The sequence below is a fragment of the Nocardia sp. JCM 38205 genome (assembly GCF_058222935.1).
On the sequence record NZ_JBYHFL010000003.1, the window covers coordinates 197,350 to 216,714 of the forward strand.

Genomic DNA, 19,365 nt, shown 5'->3' on the forward strand with positions numbered 1-19,365 from the left:
AACGCTCAGGCGCCGGTCGACATCCCACCCGAGGGCGGTAGCTGTGGCAATGCCTCGGCCAGCAGCCAGCTGTCCCACAGTGGGCGCAGCGGCACCAAGCTGTAGTGCCCCGCCAGATCGGTGAACTCCTCGGTGGTCACCGAGGCGTGCCGATAGCGCGAGGTCCATTCCCGCAGCATGTCGAAGAACGCGGTATCGCCGAGCTCGAGCCGCAGCGAATGCAGGCACAGCGCGCCACGCTTGTAGACCCGATCGTCGAACATGTGCGCGGGCCCAGGATCGCCGACGACGATGTCCTGCGGTTGCCGCGCCAGATTGTGCCGCGCCGCCCTGGCCTGCTGGTCGGCGCTCGGCCCGCCGGAGGCCTCGGACCAGATCCATTCCGCGTAGCAGGCGAAGCCCTCGTGCAGCCAGATATCGCGCCACTGCCGGATGGTGAGGCTGTTGCCGAACCACTGGTGGGCGAGTTCGTGCGCGACGAGTCGTTCCGCGCCACGGCGGCCGTCGCAGTGGTTGGCGCCGAAGATCGAGATGCCCTGTGCCTCGATCGGGATCTCCAGCTCGTCATCGGTGACGACCACCGTGTACGCCTCGAACGGATACGGCCCGAACTTGTCGATGAACACCGCGAGCATCTGCGGCTGCCGGGCGAAATCGTGGTCGAAGTTCGCGCGCAGGCGGGCGGGTACCAGGGCGTGCATGGGGACCGGACCGTGCGCGGGGCCGATCCGGTGTTTGCGGTACTGGCCGATCTGGATGGTCGCCAGATAGCTCGACATCGGTTCGGACTGCTCGTAGACCCAGGTGGTCTGGCTGGCCTTGGTCTGCTTGCGCAGCAGGGTGCCATTGGCGAGGGCGTGGTAGGGGGTGTCGGTGGTGATCGAAATGCGGTAGCTGGCCTTGGAACTCGGATGATCGTCGCAGGGGAACCAGGACGCGGCGCCATTGGGCTGGCTGGCGACCAAGGCCCCGTCGGTGAGTTCCTCCCAGCCCACCTCACCCCACGGGCCGCGCACCGGGCGCGGGGTGCCCGCGTACTGCACCGTGACCGCGAGGAGCCCACCGGCCGGGATCCGCTGCTGCGGGGTGATGACGAGTTTGCCGTGCTGATGGGTGTACTTCGCGACCTTGCTGCCGTTGACCAGGACCTTCGACACCGACAGCGATTGCGACAGGTCGAGGGCGAAGCGCGGGCGGACCTCGGTGGTGACCGCGGTGATGTCGGCACGGCCGGCGAGCCGGTTGCTGGCGACCTTGTAGGTGAGGTCGAGTTCGTACCGTGAGACCCGATAGCCCCGGTTTCCGTTCTGCGGCAGGTACTCGTCGATGGGGGCGTCGTAGAACTTGCCTCTCATCGGCCGGCGGCCCCTGGATCGGCGGCCGCAGCCCATGGCGCGATCGGATTGCCCCACCACCGCGTCGACGGCGGCACCGTGTCGCCGCGCATGACCAGCGAGGCCGGGCCGATGGTCGCGCCCGCGCCGATGGTCGCGGCGGGCAGGGCGACGCAGTGCGGGCCGAGGGTGGCGCCCGGTCCGAGGGTGACGGTGTCCATCGACATGATCCGATCGTGGAACAGATGGGTCTGCACCACACAACCGCGTTCCACGGTCGCGCCGTCGCCGAGGGTCACCAAATCCGCCTCCGGTAGCCAATAGGACTCGCACCACACACCGCGACCGATACGGGCACCCAGACCACGCAGCCACAGATTCAGCACCGGAGTACCCGTCGCGGCGCGCGCGAACCACGGTGCCGCCACCGTTTCCACGAAGCTGTCGGACACCTCGTTACGCCATACGAACGAACTCCACAGCGGATGTTCTTCGGCGCGGATCCGGCCGATCAGCAGCCATTTGGCGGTGATCGCGCTCGCGCAGGCCAGCGCGCCCGCGACCATGAGCACCACACCCGAGAGCAGCGCGGCGCCCGGGTAGCCGATGTTCTGCGCCAGCCAGGCCAGCGTGAACAGCACGCCGACGCCGATCGCGAAGGTGACGAGCACCGGCAGCAGGCGGCAGGTTTCCACCACGCCGCGGAAGACTCGCAGCCGCAGCGGCGGATCGAAGGTGCGCTCGGTATCGGCGGTTTCGGCGGCGCGGCGCAGCCGCACGGGCGGGCTGCCGAGCCAGGACGAGCCCGCCTTGGCCTTGCTCGGGGCGGCCGAGAGCACGGCGACCAGCCCGTTCTTCGGCACCCGGCGCCCGGGCGCGGTCATCCCGGAGTTGCCGAGGAAGGCGCGTTTGCCGACCTTCGCCTCGCCGATGCGCAGCCAGCCGCCGCCGAGTTCGTAACTGGCGATCATGGTGTCGTCGGCCAGGAACGCGCCATCGGCGACGGTGGTGAACTTCGGCAGCAGCAATACCGTCGAAGCTTCCACCCGCTTACCGATCTTGGCGCCGAGCAGCCGCAACCAGATGGGGGTGAGCAGGCTGGCGTAGAGCGGGAACAGGAAGTTGCGGGCGCCGTCGAGCAGCCGTTCGGTGGCCCACACCTGCCAGCCGACGCGGCTGCGAACCGGGTGGTAGCCCTCGGTGAGGCCGAGGCTGAGCACCCGCACCGCGAGCACCGTGGCCACGGCGTAGACGAGCAGGCTCACCAGGGTGGCCACCGGCAGCATGAGCAGGCCACGTCCGAGTGCGCCCGCGATGGTGGTGGTGTCGCGGATCCACCAGACGATCAGCGCGCCACCGGCGGCCAGCCCGAGAATGGGCATCGCGGCCAGGCCCATCGAGCTGATGGCGAACGCGAGCACCCAGTGAATCGCGCGTTTCGGCGTCTCGGCGGGCCAGCGGTGCCTGGCCTTGCCGACCTTCACCGCGGGCGAGCCCGCCCACTCCTGATCCGGCTTGACCTTCCCGGAGACCGCCGAACCGGCCGCGATCTCGGCGTCACGGCCGATCTTGGTGCCGGGCAGCAGGATCGAGCGCGCGCCGATCACCGCGCCGCGGCCGACCACGATGGGCCCGATATGCACGACGTCGCCGTCGATCCAGTAACCGGACAGGTCCACTTCGGGCTCGACGCTGCATCCGTCGCCGAGTTCGAGCATTCCGGTCACCGGCGGCAGCGTGTGCAGGTCGACGCCCTTGCCGATCTTCGCGCCCAATGCCCGCGCGAACGGCACCATCCACGGTGCGCCGGACAGGTTCTCGGCACCACTGGCCTCCGAGAGCCGCACCGCCGCCCACAGCCGCAGATGCACCGAACCACCGCGCGGATAGCTGCCGGGTGCGACCCCGCGCAACAGCAGCCGGGCGCCTGCGACACAGATGCTCATCCGGCCCAGCGGGGTGATGAAGACGACGAACAGCAGCAGCGTCCACCACCACGACAGCTGCGGCAGCCAGGGCAGCGCGCCCGCCCAGCTCGCGATATTGCCCGCGATGGCCAACCAGGTGAGCCATTGCAGGCCGGTGAGCGTGGTCAACGGAAGGGTGGCGAGGACTTGGGCGCACTGTGCGGACAGCGGCGTCGGGCGGACGGTCCGTTCGACGACGGCGTCCGACGGCGCGGTCTCGTCGAGGAATTCGGCCAGCGCGCCCAGCCGCGGATGGTCGTACAGGTCGGCGACCGCGATGCGCGGATACCGTTGCCGCAGTGCGGTCACCAGCTGTGCCGCCGAGAGCGAGCCGCCGCCGAGATCGAAGAAATCAGCGTCCGCGCCGGTGATCTCGGCGCCGAGGATCGAACTCCACAGCTCGGCCACCCAGGCGGCGGTGCCGGTGAGCCCGTGGTCGACGGTCTCGTCGCTGCCGCCCACCGGCCAGGGCAGGGCGTCGCGGTCGACTTTGCCCGAGGTGCGGGTGGGTAGTTCCGGCACCACCACCAGCCGCGGCACCAGCGGGGCGGGCAATTGCTCGGCGAGCAGCGCGCGGGCGGCCTTGATGTCGTAATCGGGTGGGATACCGGTGAGGTAGCCGACCAGGATCTGATTGCCTGCGGCGGTGGTGCGGACGGCGGCGGCCGCACCGCTCACCCCGGGCAGATGTTGCAGCGCGTTGTCGAGTTCGCCGAGTTCGATGCGGCGCCCGCCCACCTTCACCTGATCGTCGGCGCGGCCGATGAAGACCAGTCCGGCCTTGTCGTTGCGCACCAGATCGCCGCTGCGGTAGGCGCGTTCCCAGCCGAGGGAGGCCAGCGGCGCGTACTTCTCGGCGTCCTTGGCCGGATCCAGATAGCGGGCCAGGCCGACGCCGCCGATCACCAGTTCGCCGGATTCGCCCTCGCCCACCGGATTACCGGCGGCGTCGACGACGGCCAGATCCCAGCCGTCCAGCGGCAAACCGATGCGCACCGGCCAGTTCCCGTCCAGCAGCGCCGCGCACGCGACGACGGTGGTTTCGGTGGGGCCGTAGGTGTTCCACACCTCGCGTTCGGATTCCGGGTCGCCCGCCAGACGTTCGGCCAGCTCCGGCGGCACGGCCTCGCCGCCGAAGATGAGCAGCCGCACCGGTTCCAGCGCTTCGGCGGGCCAGGTCGCCGCCAGCGTCGGCACGGTGGAGACGACGCTGATCTCGTGCCGCACCAGCCACGGACCGAGATCGGCGCCGGTGCGCACCAGCGCGCGAGGTGCGGGGACCAGACAGCCGCCGTGCCGCCAGGCCAGCCACATCTCCTCACAGGAGGCGTCGAAGGCCACCGACAGTCCGGCCAGCACCCGGTCGCCGGGGCCGATCGGGGCATCGCGGAGGAACAACCGGGCCTCGGCGTCGACCAGGGCGGCAGCGTTGCGATGGGTTACCGCAACACCTTTCGGCGTGCCGGTGGAGCCGGAGGTGAAGATGATCCAGGCGTCGTCGGCGGGGGAGGGCTGCTGCGGCCCGTCGGGTTGCCCATCGTTTGCCGTGCTGGCGTGCTCGGTCGCTTCGATCCCGGCGGCGGTGACGATCGCGGTGACCCGCGCCTCGCCGAAGACCAGGCGGGCGCGTTCGTCGGGATCGTCGGCGTCCACGGGTACGTAGGCCGCGCCCGCGTGCAGTACCGCGAGAATCGTGACGTAGAGCTCACGGGTACCGGACGGCATCCGCACCCCGACGCGGTCGCCGCGCCGCACCCCCGCCGCGCCGAGGCGCTCGACCGTCGCGGCGATCTCGGCGAGGAGCTCGGTGTAGGTGAGGGCGGTATCGCCGTCGTCGATGGCGGGGGCGTCCGGATGGGCACGTGCCGTCTCGGCGAGGATGTCGACCAGCGTTCGCGCAGGTGGGGCGAGGGTCGAACGTAGCAGCGGATCGAGCTCCTGGACCGAACCATCGGTGTCGATCTGCGGCTGGAGCATCACGTCCGGCCCACCTTCCTCAGCACTGTCCGGCAGTAACCATGTTCGGCGGTACGGCCTCACCAACTAATTCTCGAAGACGGTTGTTTCATACGAGGGTTACCAATGGGCAAACGGAAAACACCCCGGTGACCAGTAGTCAACGGTACCCGCAGCGCGGGACGGGTTGACAGCGGCGCGGCCGGTCTGCCAATCTCGCCACAGGTCATGAGTGCCAGCGTCAAGCCCCGGCTTGCTGGCCGGCAACCCTCCTCCGCGGTGGGGTGCTCCGGGTGACGACCGGGCCGACGCCCGACCGGGCGCGGCAAGCGCGGACTCGACGAATCCTCTTTCGCGGGTCCCTAAGCCGATGGGATGACGTGATGACCGCTGTGTTCGATCAGACCTGTGCCGCCCTCGCCAGGGTCTCCGGAGACGACCTCCAGGTACCCCTCGTACAGGGCGGGACCTGCACTTACGCCAATTTCGACTATGCCGCGAGCGCGCCCGCGCTGGCTCAGGTCGCCGACCGGGTGCAGCGGCTGCTGCCGCTCTACGCCAGCGTGCACCGCGGCGCCGGCTACGCCTCGCGGATCTCCACCGAATGCTATGAGGCCGCCCGCGGTTCGGTGGCCCGGTTCCTGGATGCGGCAGACGACCAGGTGGTGGTCTTCACCCGCAACACCACCGACTCGCTGAACCTGCTCGCCGCCTGCGTGCCCGGCGACACGGTGGTGCTCGATGTCGAACACCACGCCAATTTCCTGCCCTGGCAACGGCGTGGGCGGCGCGTGGTGGCCGCGGCCGATACCGTCGAGGAGACGATTCGCCGGCTCGTCGCCGAGTTGTGCGCGAAACCGGCTGCGCTGCTGGCGGTTACCGGTGCCTCCAATGTGACCGGGGAAGTGCTGCCGCTGGCCCGGCTGGCCGAGATCGCCCACCAGTGCGGCGCCCGCATCCTGGTCGACGCCGCGCAGCTGGCACCGCATCGGCGAATCAGCCTGCGCGAGTGCGGCATCGATTATCTCGCTTTCTCCGGTCACAAGCTGTACGCGCCGTTCGGCGCGGGGGTGCTGGTGGGTAAGCGGGATTGGCTCGATGCGGCGCCGCCGTACCTGGCCGGCGGTGGTGCGGTGCGTGAGGTGCGCGTCGACGGCACCGAGTGGGCACCCGCGCCGCAACGGCACGAGGCCGGTTCGCCGAATGTGCTCGGTGTCGCGGCCCTGGCCGCTGCCTGCGACGCACTGTCCGAGATCGACGCCGAGCGGGTGATCGCGCACGAACGGCGGCTCGCCGAGCGGCTGCGCGCGGGCTTGTGCGCGATCCCGGGTGTGCGGCTGCTGCGCCTGTGGTCCGACAGCCCCGACACCGTCGGCATCGTCGCCTTCACACTCGACGGTTTCGCACCCGGCCAGGTGGCTGCGTATCTGTCGGCCGAACACGGCATCGGTGTGCGCGACGGCCGGTTCTGCGCGCATCCGCTGCTGGCCAGGCTGGGGCTCGATGGCGCGCTGCGCGCGAGCATCGGCCTCGGCACCGATTCCGCCGACGTGGACCGGCTGGTCTCGGCGGTCGCCGCGCTCGTGCAGGACGGCCCCGCATGGGATTACACCTGCACCAGCGGGCTGTGGAATCCGAGCCCGGAAACCAGGTCGTTCACCGGCGCCGAGGATGCGGGTGCGGCGCCCTGCCTCATCGGCTGACCGCCGGCACCGGCCACCGAGGTGTTGCGGGATTCTGGACGACCCGGTGCGAGCACTGCCGCCATCGCATCGGCCCCGGGGCGCAGCCGCTTGCCGTCACTCCGTGGCACCCTCTGCGCGGAGCGGCTGGGTGCCGGTGCGTGGTCCAGCAGCCGGTCAGAGCAGGCCGGGCAGGTGACCGCGCCGAATCAGTCCTCGTCCAGCGGGGTGGGGCGGTGGTAGCGCCCGTTGTGATACAGCAGCGGCGCGGCCGCCGGCTTCTCCTCGGTGGCGTCGTGCACGCGGGTCACCCGGCCGACGATGAAGGTGTGATCGCCGATGGGAATGCGCTGCTCGACGGTGGTGCGCAGCCAGATCGGCGTACCGTGCAGGACCGGTTCGCCGGTGTCCAGCGTGGTCCACAGCGACCGGTCGGTGAAGCGTTCCTCGGCGCTGCGCGCGAACCGCTGCGCGATATGGCGCTGATGTTCGCCGAGGAAATGGATCACCACCGAATCCGCCTCGCTCATCGCCGCCAGGCTCGACGAGGTGTGCGCGATATTGAACGACACCAGCGGCGGTTCCAGCGACAGCGACGCGAACGAGGTCGCCGTGAACCCGACCGGGCCGTTCGGCGACGACAATGTCACCACCGTCACCCCGGACGGATAGTGCCGCATCGAGGCGCGGTACTGCTCGGCGGTGATGCCGCTCAGGTCGTCGGGCACCCGCAGCCGGGCTTCCGCGGCGGTCGGTTCATGCGCGTCGGTCACATGACGAAACTACTGCCTGCCGCTACACGGGTTTCAGTCCACGTCGATCGGCAGGCCCGCGGTGATGCGTACCAGTTCCCGAAAGGTCGTGCGGAACACCGCATCCGGATGACCGCCGGCCGCCCACAGTTCGCGGTGGTGGGACAGGGCGGTGTCGACCCAGGTGGGAATGTTGGTCGGATGGCCGACGGGGGCGACGGCATCCACGGGATGGCCGGTCACTTCGAGGACGAGCTCGTCGGGGGCGGGCGTGAGGGTGCCTTCCAGCCGTTCGCCGGTGTGGGCGAGATCCACGTCGTGGCCGCCGGAGACCAGCAGCAGCACCGGATCATCGTCGAGCAGGTACAGCCGGGCCAGGGTGATGGCGCCGATGTCGACGCCGAGGGCGCGGGCGGCGTCGGCCGCGGCGGTGGGCCGATCCGGGTGGGTGACGATGACGCCGTGGTGGCCCCGGGCGATCAGGGTGTCCGCGACCCGGCAGGCGACCGGAGGAAGTGACCTGCGCATGAATCCAGGGTAGAGCTAACCGCTTCCGGCTGCCGGGTTCGCGATAACGGGTTCCATCCCACACGGTATCGCCGCCGTTACCGCCGTGTATACGCTGTACAGATGACTGATTGGCAGGCTTTCACCGTCGAAACCAGCGACCACGTCGCGCAGGTCACCCTGACCGGCCCCGGTAAGGGCAATGCGATGGGCCCCGACTTCTGGCGCGAGCTCCCCGAGATCTTCACCGCCCTCGACGCCGACCCCGAGGTCCGCGCGATCGTGCTGACCGGTTCGGGCAAGCACTTCTCCTACGGTCTGGACCTGCCCGCGATGAGCGGCACCTTCGGCCCGCTGCTCGCCGACAAGGCGCTGGCCGCCCCGCGCACCGACTTCCTGCACGAGATCCGCCGCATGCAGGCCGCGGTGACGGCGGTGGCCGACTGCCGCAAGCCCGTCATCGCCGCGGTCTCGGGCTGGTGCATCGGCGGTGGCCTGGACCTGATCGCCGCCGTCGACATCCGCTACGCCAGCGCCGAGGCCAAGTTCAGCCTGCGTGAGGCCAAGGTCGCCATCGTCGCCGATATCGGCTCGCTGCACCGGCTGCCCGCCATCATCGGCGAAGGTCACCTGCGCGAACTGGCCTACACCGGCAAGGACATCGACGCCGCGCGGGCGGAGAAGATCGGCCTGGTCAACGACGTCTTCGACGATCAGCAGGCCACCCTGGAGGCCGCGCACGCCACCGCGCGGGAGATCGCCGCCAACCCGCCGCTGGTGGTGCAGGGCGCCAAGGACGTGCTGTATCAGCGCAATGCCTCCGAGGTGGCCGAAGGGCTGCGCTATGTGTCGGCGTGGAACGCGGCGTTCCTGCCGTCGGAGGATCTGACCGAGGCGATTCAGGCCGTCTTCGAGAAGCGCGCCCCGCAGTTCAAGGGCCGCTGAGCGAGCAGTCCGGGTGAGGGGACCGTCTCCATTGCCGAACGCCGAGCGGCACACCACCGAGACGCCTGGTCGGGCGCTATCTCGGTGATGTGCCGCTGTCGATCTATGGTGCGACCGCTCGACGTCTCAGCGGGCCGCCCCGGCGACGCTCAGTGTCCGCCCTGGTCCTTCAGGCGCTGGATGGACGCCTCGACCTCGGCTTCGGCCTCGGCGCGGCCGACCCACTCCGATCCCTTGACGTACTTGCCGGGCTCGAGGTCCTTGTAGCGCTCGAAGAAGTGCTTGATCGCGGCCAGCTCGAACTCCGGGACGTCCTTCAGGTCCTGGATGTGGTCCCAGCGCGGGTCACCGGCGGGCACGCACAGCACCTTGTCGTCGCCGCCTGCCTCGTCGGTCATCTTGTACATGGCGACCGGGCGGGCCTCGACGATGACGCCGGGGAACACCGAATCGGGCAGCAGGACCAGCGCGTCCAGCGGGTCGCCGTCCTCGCCGAGGGTGTTCTCGATGTAGCCGTAGTCGGCGGGGTACACCATGGAGGTGTAGAGGAAACGATCGAGCCGGACCCGTCCGGTCTCGTGGTCCACCTCGTACTTGTTGCGCGAACCCTTGGGGATCTCGATGGTGACGTCGAACTCCACGCCAACTCCTTCTTCCGGTGCCTCTGGTGTACTGCGGCTGTTCAGCGGGCCGACGGGCCGCCGACGCGCCAGGTCGTTCGGGGGAACGGTAGCCGAACGAGGATAGTGTGGGCCAAGCGGATGTGGCGGGCGTGAGGAGACGGCGGACAACGTGGTGGGTAAGAACATCGGCGGGCTTGCCTCGCGGCGACGGCGCCGGATGTGGATCGGTCTGATCACCACGCTGGTGGTGTTGCTCGCGGTGGGCACCGGCGTCGCGGTGACCGTGCAGCCGTGGAGCGAGGAGTTCCGGCACGGTGGGCTCACCATCGCCGAGCCTCCGGTGCCGGTGCGGCCGTTCCCCGCGGTCGCGCCCGCCCCCGACGACGCGCCCGCGCCGAGTGCGGCGGGCCTGGCCGCGGCGCTGGCCCCGGTGGTGTCGAATCCGGATCTGGGCGGTTTCGCCGGTTCGGTGACCGATGCCGACACCGGCACGGTGCTGTGGAGCGCCGAGGCGGCCAAGCCCATGGTGCCGTCCTCGACCGCCAAGATCCTGACCACCGCGGCCGCGTTGCTCACCTTGCCCGAGGATCAGCGGGTACACACCACCGTGGTCGCCGGCTCGGCGCCGGGGGAGATCGTGCTGGTCGGCGGCGGTGATCCGACGCTCACCGCGCAGCCCGACGGCAAGGGCTACTACCCGGGCGGGCCGAAGCTGTCGGACCTGGTCGACCAGATTCGGGCCGCACAGATTCCGGTCGACTCCATCGTGGTCGACACCTTGCTGTACTCGGGGCCTGCGATGGCGCGCGGCTGGGATCCGATCGATATCCCGGGCGGTTCCATCGCGCCGATCGAGCCGCTGATGCTCGACGGCGGCCGGCTCGACCCGCTGGTCGAATACGCGCCCCGTTCCGATTCGCCCGGCCTCGATGTCGGCCGTCGGCTCGCGGCCGAACTCGGTGTGAGCGCCGAACGGGTCCGTCCCGGCACCGCACCCGCGGGTTCGAAGCAGATCGCGAGCGTCTCCTCGGCGCCGCTGGGGCAGCGGCTGCACGCGATGATGGTGCATTCGGACAATGTGCTCGCTGAAACCATCGGCCGCGAAATCGCCACGGCCACCGGACGGCCCGCCTCGTTCGACGGTGCGGCCGCCGCGGTCCAGGAGACGCTCGAGCAGGCGGGCTTCGATCTGACCGGCGTCAGCATGCACGACACCAGCGGCCTGTCGGTGGACGACCGCATCCCGGCGCAGGTGCTGGACCGGATCCTGGCGACGGCCGCGCGCGACGACGAGATCACCGAGCAGGCGAACACCCCGGCCAGCACGAACCCGGGCCTGCGGCCCGGCGGCCTGGTGCGTCCCGGTGCGTCCCCCGGCCGGGATTCCGGCACCGAACCCTCGCTCTCGGCGCAGCTCGCACCGCTGCTCGATGATCTACCCGTTGCGGGCGCTACCGGCTCGCTGACCAGCCGTTATGTGGTACGGGACCGGGATGGCGCGGGCTGGGTCCGGGCCAAGACCGGAACTCTGTCGGTGGCCAGCACGTTGGTCGGGTATGTGCTGGACAGTGATGGGCGAGTCCTCACCTTCGCGTTGATGTCGAGCGATCGGCCGCCGGAGGTGAGCAGACCCGCATTGGATGCCATCGCGGCCACACTGCGTAATTGCGGATGCTCCTGACGGGTGGGTGACCTATGACGACCGAACAACGCCCCGGCGATTCCGGTGCCGTCGAATCGGGCGGTGGTGCCGTCGACACGGCGGGCAAGGCCGGCGGGCGCACCCGGTTGTCCGGTGCCGTCGACTGGCGGATCGCGGCCCGCACCGGCGCCGCGCTCGTCCCTTCCGGGCCGCGGACCAGCAGGTACTCCGCCGAACAGGTGGTCAGCGAACTCGCCGACGCCTCGGTGCGCGCCGAAGCACCGGTCCGTCAGGTGACCGGTCTGCTCGACGACGAACCGGTCCCGCAGGCGCGCATCGTCGACCGGCCGGGCTGGATCGGCGCGGCGGCCGATTCGATGGCCCAGCTCACCGGCACCGGGGTCGGCGAGGGCCGCGGGGCATTCACCGGGAAACCGGCGGGCGTGCAGGCCGGGGCCATGCTGGCCTTCCTGTCCACCGCGATCCTCGGTCAATATGATCCGTTCACCGGCCGCGACGGCACCCTGCTGCTGGTGGCGCCGAACATCATGTCGGTGGAGCGCGCCCTCGGGGTGCAGCCGAGCGATTTCCGCTTCTGGGTGTGCCTGCACGAGGTGACCCACCGGGTGCAGTTCTCCTCGGCGCCCTGGCTGGCCGACTACATGCGCGCCAACGTCGACGTCCTCGGTGACGTCGGCGACGAACCGATGGCCGATATGCTCGCCCGTCTGCTGTCCGAGGTGCGCGACCGCCGCCGCAACGGCACACCCGAGGATCCCGCCGCCCGCGGTGTGGTCGGCCTGCTGCGCGCCACCCAGCCCGCACCGCAACGCGAGGCACTGGACCGGCTGCTGATGCTCGGCACCCTGCTCGAGGGCCACGCCGACCATGTGATGGACGCCGTCGGCCCCTCGGTCATCCCGACCGTCGAACAGATCCGCGCCGCCTTCGACCAGCGCCGCAAACGCCCGACCAACCCGGTGCAGCGGCTGCTGCGCGCGCTGCTCGGCGTCGACGCGAAGGTGGCCCAGTACGTGCGTGGCAAGGCCTTCGTCGACCACGTCGTCGACGCCGTCGGCATGCAACGCTTCAATGCTGTCTGGACCGACGCCGAGACCCTGCCGCGTCCGGACGAGATCGAAGACCCGCAACGGTGGATCAGCCGCGTCCTGGGATGAGCGCGTTCGAGCCCGTGCGGGCCGGTGCGGGCGGCGGGTCGCGCGCTCGATCCGGCGAGTCGGTATCTGATCGGCCGGACGGAGTCGCGGCACGGCAGCCGGGCCGAGCGGCATCCGACGAGCGGGCCGGTGCGGTGCGCCTACCCGAGACGTCCGCGGTGCTCGAACTCCGGCATGCGGTGCGCGGCTGGCTGACCCGATACGACGTCGGCCGCGAGGTCGCGGTGGGGCTGTCCGGCGGCCCGGATTCGCTCGCGCTGACGGCGGCGCTGGTGGCCGAGGCCGACGCCGTCGACGCATTGATCGTCGACCACCGGCTCCAACCGGGATCGGCCGCGGTCGCCGCCACGGCCGCGGCCACCGCGCTGCAGCTGGGCTGCCGATCCGCGCACGTCCTGCCGGTCGAGGTGGGCCGCGAGGGCGGAATGGAGGCGGCGGCCAGGCGGGCGCGTTATGCGGCGCTGGACGCCGCCCGCGAGGGCCTGCCGGTGCTGCTCGGCCATACCCTCGACGATCAGGCCGAAACCGTGCTGCTCGGGCTGGCTCGCGGTTCGGGCCCACGGTCCATCCAGGGGATGGCGCCGTACGCCCCGCCGTGGGGCAGGCCCCTGCTCGGTGTGCGGCGCGCCTCCACTCGCCAGTGCTGTGCCGACCTCGGGCTCACCCCGCATGCGGACCCGCACAACGATTCGCCGGAATTCACCCGGGTCCGGCTGCGTAGCGAGGTGCTGCCGCTGCTGGAGGAGGTACTCGGCGGCGGCGTCGCCGAGGCGCTGGGCCGCACCGCCGAGCAGCTGCGCGAAGACAACGCGGTGCTCGACGAGCTGGCCCGCGACCTGCTGCGGGTGGCGAGCCACGCGGGGGAGCAACCGGCCGGCATTCATGACGTGAGTTTGTCCTGCGAGACGCTCGCCACTGCCCCCGCGGCCCTGCGCCGCAGAGCCATCCGGTTCTGGCTGCTCGACGGCGGCGCGAAAGCCCTGACCGGCAAACATTTACACGCGGTCGATCAACTGGTCACCGCCTGGCGTGGACAGGGCGCAGTCGCGGTCGGCGGCGGCGAACCGGGCACGAGGTTGGTTGCTGGGCGTGAACGTGGCAGGCTGACACTCGCGCATACCGATCGGGTTCGCCCGGGCGAGCGCGAGTGACGGGCCCCGCGGCGACAGCGGTCGATCGGCCGGAAAGTGCGGCGTGACCACGGACGGCCCGCAAGAGCACCGCGGATCAACGCAGGGAAGGGAACCAGCGGACGTGTACGGGGACGACATCGCGTCGGTGCTGATCACCGAGGAACAGATTGCCGACAAGACCAGGGAACTGGCCGAACTGATCGCCAAGCGCTATCCGCCCGACGCCCCCGAGGGTGATCTGCTGCTGATCGGCGTGCTCAAGGGCGCGATCTTCTTCATGACCGATCTGGCCAAGGCGCTGCCGATCCCCACCCAGCTGGAATTCATGGCCGTGTCCTCCTACGGTTCGTCCACCTCGTCCTCCGGCGTGGTGCGCATCATGAAGGACCTGGACAAGGACATCGCCGGGCGCAATGTGCTGATCGTCGAGGACATCATCGACTCCGGTCTCACCCTGTCGTGGCTGATGCGCAACCTGTCCACCCGCAATCCGGCCTCACTCGAGGTGGTCACCCTGCTGCGCAAGCCCGACGCGCTGCGCACCCAGGTCGAGGTCGCACACGTCGGTTTCGACATCCCGAACGAATTCGTCGTCGGCTACGGCCTCGACTACGCCGAGCGCTACCGCGACCTGCCCTACATCGGCACCCTGCATCCGAGGGTCTACGGCGGCGAATCCTGAGCTAGGCCGCCGCCAGGCGTTTGGTCACCGGATCGCCCGGTGACACCACGCGCTCCAAGGCGCGCAGATCGGCTTCGAGTGCGCGGAACACCACGTAGGTGCCGACGAAGGCGATGATGCCGCCCACGCACAGCACCCGGACCGCGACGATCACCTCCGCGATATCGGTGGGCGGCAGGAACGTCACCCCCGCCACCGCGAGCAACGGCACCGACGCGGCCACCGCGAGGTAGCCGTTGCAGCGTTTGTCCAGGTTGCGCAGCCAGCCCGCGTCCTCGGAACTGACGTCGCCGTGCCGGAGGAAGATCGGATAGACGCAACGCACCAGGTAGAAGGTGGCAAGGAAGAACGGGTAGGCGACCGCGATGGCGCCGCAGACCGCCTGTGAGGCGAGGAAATGCCACACCCCGCGCGCGGGCAGATCGTCGGTGGTCAGCCGCAACGCGATGGGGAAGGTGAACCCGGCGACCACCCACAGCGTGAACGCGACGGCGACGGCCTGATCGCCCAGTCGTAGCGTGTCGCGTCTGGCGCGCCGCAGAGTGTCCGAGTCGTAGCGCTTGCCCTTGCGCAGCCCGCGCGTCACCCGCAGCACATACCGCGCCAGGTACAGCACGACCGCGATGCCCATCGGAAAAAGTATCGAATTGACGATGCCGGTGATGATGACGAAATTGCGCTGCGCCTCTTCCGAGAGCCTGCTGACGATGAGCTGGTGATTGTGCTCGATGTTGTACAGCGAGGCCAGCGCGTTGGGCACGCCGAGCGCGAGCAGCAGCACCGGAACCATCCACGGCCGCAGCCGCAGCCGCCAGCTGTCCGGGGCCGGGTCGACGAGTTCGCGGGCCCTCGGATCGAGGCAGGTGTCGAACTGTCTGGCCAGCGTCGCGCCATTGGGCCAGCGCCGGTCCCGGTCCGGATCGAGGCAGGTGAGCAGGACTCGGCGCAGCGCGGCGGGGCAATCCGGTGGCAGCCGCTCCAGGGCGGACTCGTCGACGCCGGTGCTGCGCCGCTCCAGCATGGCTTCGAGGGTGGTGTCGTCGCCTTGGTCGTCCGCGCCCGCGGTGGTGTCGTCGAAGGGTTTCGCGCCGGTCAGCAGCTCCCACAGCAGCACGCCGAGGGAGTAGATGTCGGCGCGGGTGTCGAGGTCGCCCGCACCGCGTACGCGGCCGGGATGGCAGGCCTCCAGCTGCTCCGGCGACATGTATGTCAGGGAGCCGCCGAAGTACGACACCGGGCTGGTGCCCTCCACATTGCGGCTGAAGCTGATGTTGAAATCGGCGAGCTTGGGCACGCCCTCGGCGGTGAGCAGGACATTGGCCGGTTTGACGTCGCGGTGCAGCACCCCGTGCGAGGCGGCGTAGTCCAGCGCCTCGGCCAGCCGCCTACCCAGCCAGGCCACGGTTTCCGGCCAGCTCAGGGTGGCGATCTCGGCACGCACGCTGGAATCGGTGGGCCGGATCTCGCCTTTTTCCTCCATCGCGGTGTCCACCGCGTCCAGCAGCAGCCTGCCGTTGCGTTCCTCGGGCGGGGTGGCGCGCACCCAGCGCAGCGCCCCGAGCAGCGTGCCGCCGGGCAGGAACTGCATGTAGAGAAACCGCAGCCGACGGGAGCCGCGTGCCCGGCCGGATTCGAGCAGTTGCTGGTCGAATACCCGCACGATGTAGTCGTGGTCGAGCTGGGCCAGCGTCTGCGGTTCGGTGCCGTGGTCGGCGGAGACCTTCACCGCCACCAGCCTTTGCAGCGAACGCTGTCTGGCCAGGAAGACGCGGGCGAAGGCGCCGCTGCCGAGTCCGGTGAGCAGATCGAAATCGCCGATGCTGGTGCCGACCTCGATCCGGTCCAGCGCCTCGTCGGTGCCGGGGCCGGTGCCCGAACCACTGCCGGGCCCGGCGTCGAGCTGGGTGGCCATGTCGAAGGGCGCGGCCGTGGTGCGGGTCGGCTGATCGGCCTGGGTCGTCGCCTCGCCGTCGACGTCCGGCGAGGCTGCTCCCGCAAAGGATTCCGCTGGGGGAGGGGAGTCGGGGGTGGTTTCCGGTTCGGCGCTCATGATCCCGAGGGGTTGCTGGGTGGATGCCGTAAAACATGCACTGGTCGGCCGACGGGGTTGCCGATAAACTCCGCCACACCCGACGCCATCGACGGCGACCGGTAATCGGAAATGATACGTCCACCGGAACGGTGTCTCACCCGGTTTCGGCAACGTCGCGTCGGGCTACGAGCTGGATGAGCGCGGCCGGGCCCGACGACGGGCAGGCCACGGCAGGAGGGCACCGATGGGGGCACACGAGCCCGCGAATTCGCATGCGGGCAATGACACGATCACTCCACCCGGCCCGGTCGTCACGACCGCGGCCCGGGTGCGGGAGGGATCGACGACGCCGACAGCGGAGGTGGACGCCGCGCTGACCCGGATCGACGAGGGCAATGCCGAGGTATACGCCTTCGACGTGGTGCGTGCGGAGCGGGCGCGCGCGGAGGCGGCCGAACTGGAGCAGCGTGATCTGGACGCGCTGCCGCTGGCCGGTGTGCCGGTGGCGATCAAACACAATGTCGCGGTGACGGGCGAGACCGTGCTGGACGGATCGCTTGCCACCGATCCGGCTCCGGCCACCGCCGACCATCCCGTGGTCTCCCGGCTGCGGGAGGCGGGCGCGGTGGTCGTCGGGCTGACCACGGTGCCGGAACTGAGCCTGTGGGGCATGACCGACGGTCCCGACGGCATCACCCGCAACCCGTGGAATCCCGAGCGCACCTGCGGCGGATCCTCGGGTGGGGCCGCGGCGGCGGTGGCGGCCGGGCTGGTTCCGGTCGCGCACGGCAACGACGGTCTTGGTTCGGTGCGCATTCCGGCGGCCTGCTGCGGCGTCGTCGGGATCAAGCCGGGGCGCGGGGTGGTTCCGGCCGAGGTCGGGCCGGACTCGTGGGCCGGGATGACCGAAAACGGTGTGCTGGCAACGACTGTCGCCGACGCGGCGCTCACCCTGTCGGTGATGGCGGGGCGGCCGGAATTGGCCGACGTCGACGCCGCGGCACCGTTGCGCGTCGCGCTCGCCGTCAACGCGCCGAGTCCGCTGATCAAGGTGGACCGGCATTGGACCGCCGCCGCGCGCACGGCCGGATCGGCGGCGGCCGCGGCCGGGCACGCGGTCGACTCGGTGAAACTGCCCTACGGCGACGCGGTGACCGCGGTGATGCTGCGCTGGCCGATGCTGGCGATCCCGGAGGCCGACGAGCTGCCGCAGCCGCAGCTGTTGCAGAAACGCACCCGTCGTCATCTGGCGCTCGGCCGCTTGATCGTCCGGCTGAACCTGGTGCGGCCCGCGCAGGTCGAACGGGTGGAGGCGAGGTTGGTCGAGTTCTTCGAGAACTTCGACGTGGTGATCACCCCGGCGCTGGCACTGCCGCCGCCGCAGGCAAAGGCCTGGCATGCCAAGGGCTGGCTGACCAATTTCCTCAACAGCCCGCGCTATTCACCGTTCACCCCGATGTGGAATCTCGTCGGGTGGCCGGCGATGACGGTGCCGATGGGGCTGCATCCGGAGTCCGGGACGCCGGTGGCGGCGCAGCTGGCGGGCCCGCCGGGCAGCGAGTCGACGTTGCTGCGGCTGGCGGCTCAGCTGGAGCAGCAGCATCCGTGGCCCCGGACGGCCGCGGATCGGCCGTCCGGGCAGGACTAGTTCGGTCCCGGTGGTTCAGACCGCAAGGGCGGGTTTGCCGGCGAACCCGCCCTGCGCGGCCCGGCCGGCGAATTCCAGGATGGTCGGCCGGTTGTCGTCGGCGCGCCAGGCCACCGCCAGCTCGCACGGGGCGAGCCCGGTGACGGGGCGGGCGGTCAGACCGGGCCACCGGTACATCGGCACGTTGTTCTCGGCGAGCAGGCATACGCCGAGGCCGAGGCTGACGGCCTCCAGCTTGTCCTCGGGCGTCGCGGCCTCGGCGCCGATCTTGGGCTGACGCCCGCCGCGACCGTCGTTGCCGAGCCAGAAATCGCGGACCGCGCCCGCCTCGGGCGGCAGCGCCACGAACGGCTCGTCCATCAGGTCGGCGAAGTCGATGGTGTCCTGATCGGCCAGCCGGTGGTTCTCCGGCAGTAGCACCCAGCGGTCCTCGGTGCGCAGCACCTCCCAGCGGTACCGGTTCGGATCCGGTAGCGGTAGCCAGACCAGCGCCAGATCGGCCTGCCGGCCGGCCAAGCCGCTGGACGGGTCGGTCCAGGAGGCGGCGTGCAGGGCGAGCCGGTGCCCGCTGGCGCTTTCCAGGTCGTTGAGCAGCCCGCGACCGAGGGTGGATTGGATGCCGACGCGCAGCACCTCGCCGGCCTCTTGCAGGGAGGAGTTGGTGACTTCCCAGAGCTCGAGGATCTTGCGGGCGCCGTCGAGCAGTTCCTTGCCCGCGACGGTGAGTGCCACACTGCGCTGATTGCGATCGAACAGGACCACATCGAGCTGGCGTTCCAGCTGGCGGATCTGGCGCGAGAGGGTGGGTTGTGCGATGTGCAGCCGCTGTGCGGCGTTGGTGAAATGCAGTTCCTCAGCGACAGCGACGAAATACCGCAGGTCGCGCAAATGCGGGTCCATAGCCTATTGCTATCAGAATTGGTGCCGGATTTCCAGCCTAATCAAACCGGGAAGTTCGGAATCTCGGCCCGAAACGGTCAACAGGTTTGTTAGTCACAGCATATGGCCTGTGATGGTGTTGCGCACTACCGGATTCGGCGAGTATCCGGGATGCATGGCCCGGGACGCTGGAGCGTCGTCTTCCTGGGCTGATGACCAGGGCGGATGTGGCCGAGGTCAGAGCTTGTTTCATGTACGCGAGTGTTCCTGATCGGGTCTCCGGCTCCGGCGACCCGTGGCGAGGAGAGGCGCTCAGGGCACATGCAGTGATGTTGCTCACAATCAGGTTTGCCGGGCGCCGAAATCCGCCCACAGCTGAGAACGCGCTACGGCGCCGCGCCCGTC

General features: G+C 70.1%; 14 protein-coding genes and 1 riboswitch. Of the genes, 7 read left to right on the plus strand and 7 right to left on the minus strand.

Annotated elements, in window-relative coordinates:
• Nucleotides 1–5: 5 nt before the first annotated feature.
• Together AC4HOU_RS12640 and AC4HOU_RS12645 are read right to left on the minus strand one after the other, a co-directional pair.
• A complete protein-coding gene (locus AC4HOU_RS12640; protein WP_195020499.1) occupies nt 6–1,355 on the minus strand; it encodes a M1 family metallopeptidase in 1,350 nt (449 codons plus the stop codon).
• Nucleotides 1,352–5,278 (minus strand): Pls/PosA family non-ribosomal peptide synthetase, encoded by a 3,927-nt coding sequence (locus AC4HOU_RS12645; RefSeq protein WP_195020500.1) that lies wholly within the window; start codon nt 5,276–5,278, stop codon nt 1,352–1,354. The genes AC4HOU_RS12640 and AC4HOU_RS12645 overlap by 4 nt, the downstream gene beginning before the upstream one ends.
• A gap of 203 nt (nt 5,279–5,481) precedes the next feature.
• A riboswitch (SAM riboswitch) is annotated at nt 5,482–5,595 on the plus strand.
• A gap of 45 nt (nt 5,596–5,640) precedes the next feature.
• On the opposite strand from AC4HOU_RS12645, the gene AC4HOU_RS12650 reads away from it, so the two are divergent.
• Nucleotides 5,641–6,960, plus strand: a complete 1,320-nt coding sequence (locus tag AC4HOU_RS12650; RefSeq protein ID WP_195020501.1) for an aminotransferase class V-fold PLP-dependent enzyme — start codon at nt 5,641–5,643, stop codon at nt 6,958–6,960.
• A 188-nt stretch (nt 6,961–7,148) separates the two neighbouring features.
• Here AC4HOU_RS12650 and AC4HOU_RS12655 read toward each other — a convergent pair whose 3' ends face one another.
• On the minus strand, nt 7,149–7,619 hold the full coding sequence (locus AC4HOU_RS12655; RefSeq protein WP_228807083.1) for a flavin reductase family protein: 471 nt from the start codon (nt 7,617–7,619) through the stop codon (nt 7,149–7,151).
• Between the two features lie 126 nt (nt 7,620–7,745).
• Nucleotides 7,746–8,219 carry a YbaK/EbsC family protein gene (locus AC4HOU_RS12660; RefSeq protein WP_163813658.1) on the minus strand — a complete coding sequence of 158 codons (474 nt, stop codon included), beginning with the start codon at nt 8,217–8,219 and terminating at the stop codon, nt 7,746–7,748.
• A gap of 102 nt (nt 8,220–8,321) precedes the next feature.
• Between AC4HOU_RS12660 and AC4HOU_RS12665 the strand changes: the two genes are divergently transcribed.
• Nucleotides 8,322–9,143: a crotonase/enoyl-CoA hydratase family protein gene (locus AC4HOU_RS12665; RefSeq protein ID WP_195020502.1), complete on the plus strand. Its 822-nt coding sequence runs from the start codon at nt 8,322–8,324 to the stop codon at nt 9,141–9,143.
• Between the two features lie 149 nt (nt 9,144–9,292).
• Here AC4HOU_RS12665 and AC4HOU_RS12670 read toward each other — a convergent pair whose 3' ends face one another.
• The gene (locus tag AC4HOU_RS12670; protein WP_014348688.1) at nt 9,293–9,784 is read right to left on the minus strand and encodes an inorganic diphosphatase; all 492 of its coding nucleotides are present in this window, start codon (nt 9,782–9,784) and stop codon (nt 9,293–9,295) included.
• A 199-nt stretch (nt 9,785–9,983) separates the two neighbouring features.
• On the opposite strand from AC4HOU_RS12670, the gene AC4HOU_RS12675 reads away from it, so the two are divergent.
• The 4 genes from AC4HOU_RS12675 to hpt all read left to right on the plus strand — a co-directional run bounded on the left by AC4HOU_RS12675 (nt 9,984) and on the right by hpt (nt 14,401).
• A complete protein-coding gene (locus tag AC4HOU_RS12675) occupies nt 9,984–11,447 on the plus strand; it encodes a D-alanyl-D-alanine carboxypeptidase/D-alanyl-D-alanine-endopeptidase (RefSeq protein ID WP_228815933.1) in 1,464 nt (487 codons plus the stop codon).
• 14 nt (nt 11,448–11,461) lie between these two features.
• A complete protein-coding gene (locus AC4HOU_RS12680; RefSeq protein ID WP_228815228.1) occupies nt 11,462–12,586 on the plus strand; it encodes a zinc-dependent metalloprotease in 1,125 nt (374 codons plus the stop codon).
• Between the two features lie 134 nt (nt 12,587–12,720).
• Nucleotides 12,721–13,737, plus strand: a complete 1,017-nt coding sequence (gene tilS / locus AC4HOU_RS12685; protein ID WP_324197410.1) for a tRNA lysidine(34) synthetase TilS — start codon at nt 12,721–12,723, stop codon at nt 13,735–13,737.
• Between the two features lie 103 nt (nt 13,738–13,840).
• Nucleotides 13,841–14,401, plus strand: a complete 561-nt coding sequence (gene hpt / locus AC4HOU_RS12690) for a hypoxanthine phosphoribosyltransferase (RefSeq protein ID WP_194992262.1) — start codon at nt 13,841–13,843, stop codon at nt 14,399–14,401.
• A 1-nt stretch (nt 14,402) separates the two neighbouring features.
• On the opposite strand, the gene AC4HOU_RS12695 is transcribed toward hpt, so the two are convergent.
• Nucleotides 14,403–16,451 (minus strand): serine/threonine-protein kinase, encoded by a 2,049-nt coding sequence (locus tag AC4HOU_RS12695; RefSeq protein WP_194992263.1) that lies wholly within the window; start codon nt 16,449–16,451, stop codon nt 14,403–14,405.
• Between the two features lie 226 nt (nt 16,452–16,677).
• Between AC4HOU_RS12695 and AC4HOU_RS12700 the strand changes: the two genes are divergently transcribed.
• Nucleotides 16,678–18,081 (plus strand): amidase, encoded by a 1,404-nt coding sequence (locus AC4HOU_RS12700; RefSeq protein ID WP_228806993.1) that lies wholly within the window; start codon nt 16,678–16,680, stop codon nt 18,079–18,081.
• Between the two features lie 15 nt (nt 18,082–18,096).
• Here the strand turns inward: AC4HOU_RS12700 and AC4HOU_RS12705 are convergent, their stop codons facing one another.
• On the minus strand, nt 18,097–18,981 hold the full coding sequence (locus tag AC4HOU_RS12705) for a LysR family transcriptional regulator (RefSeq protein WP_163813653.1): 885 nt from the start codon (nt 18,979–18,981) through the stop codon (nt 18,097–18,099).
• Nucleotides 18,982–19,365 lie beyond the last annotated feature (384 nt).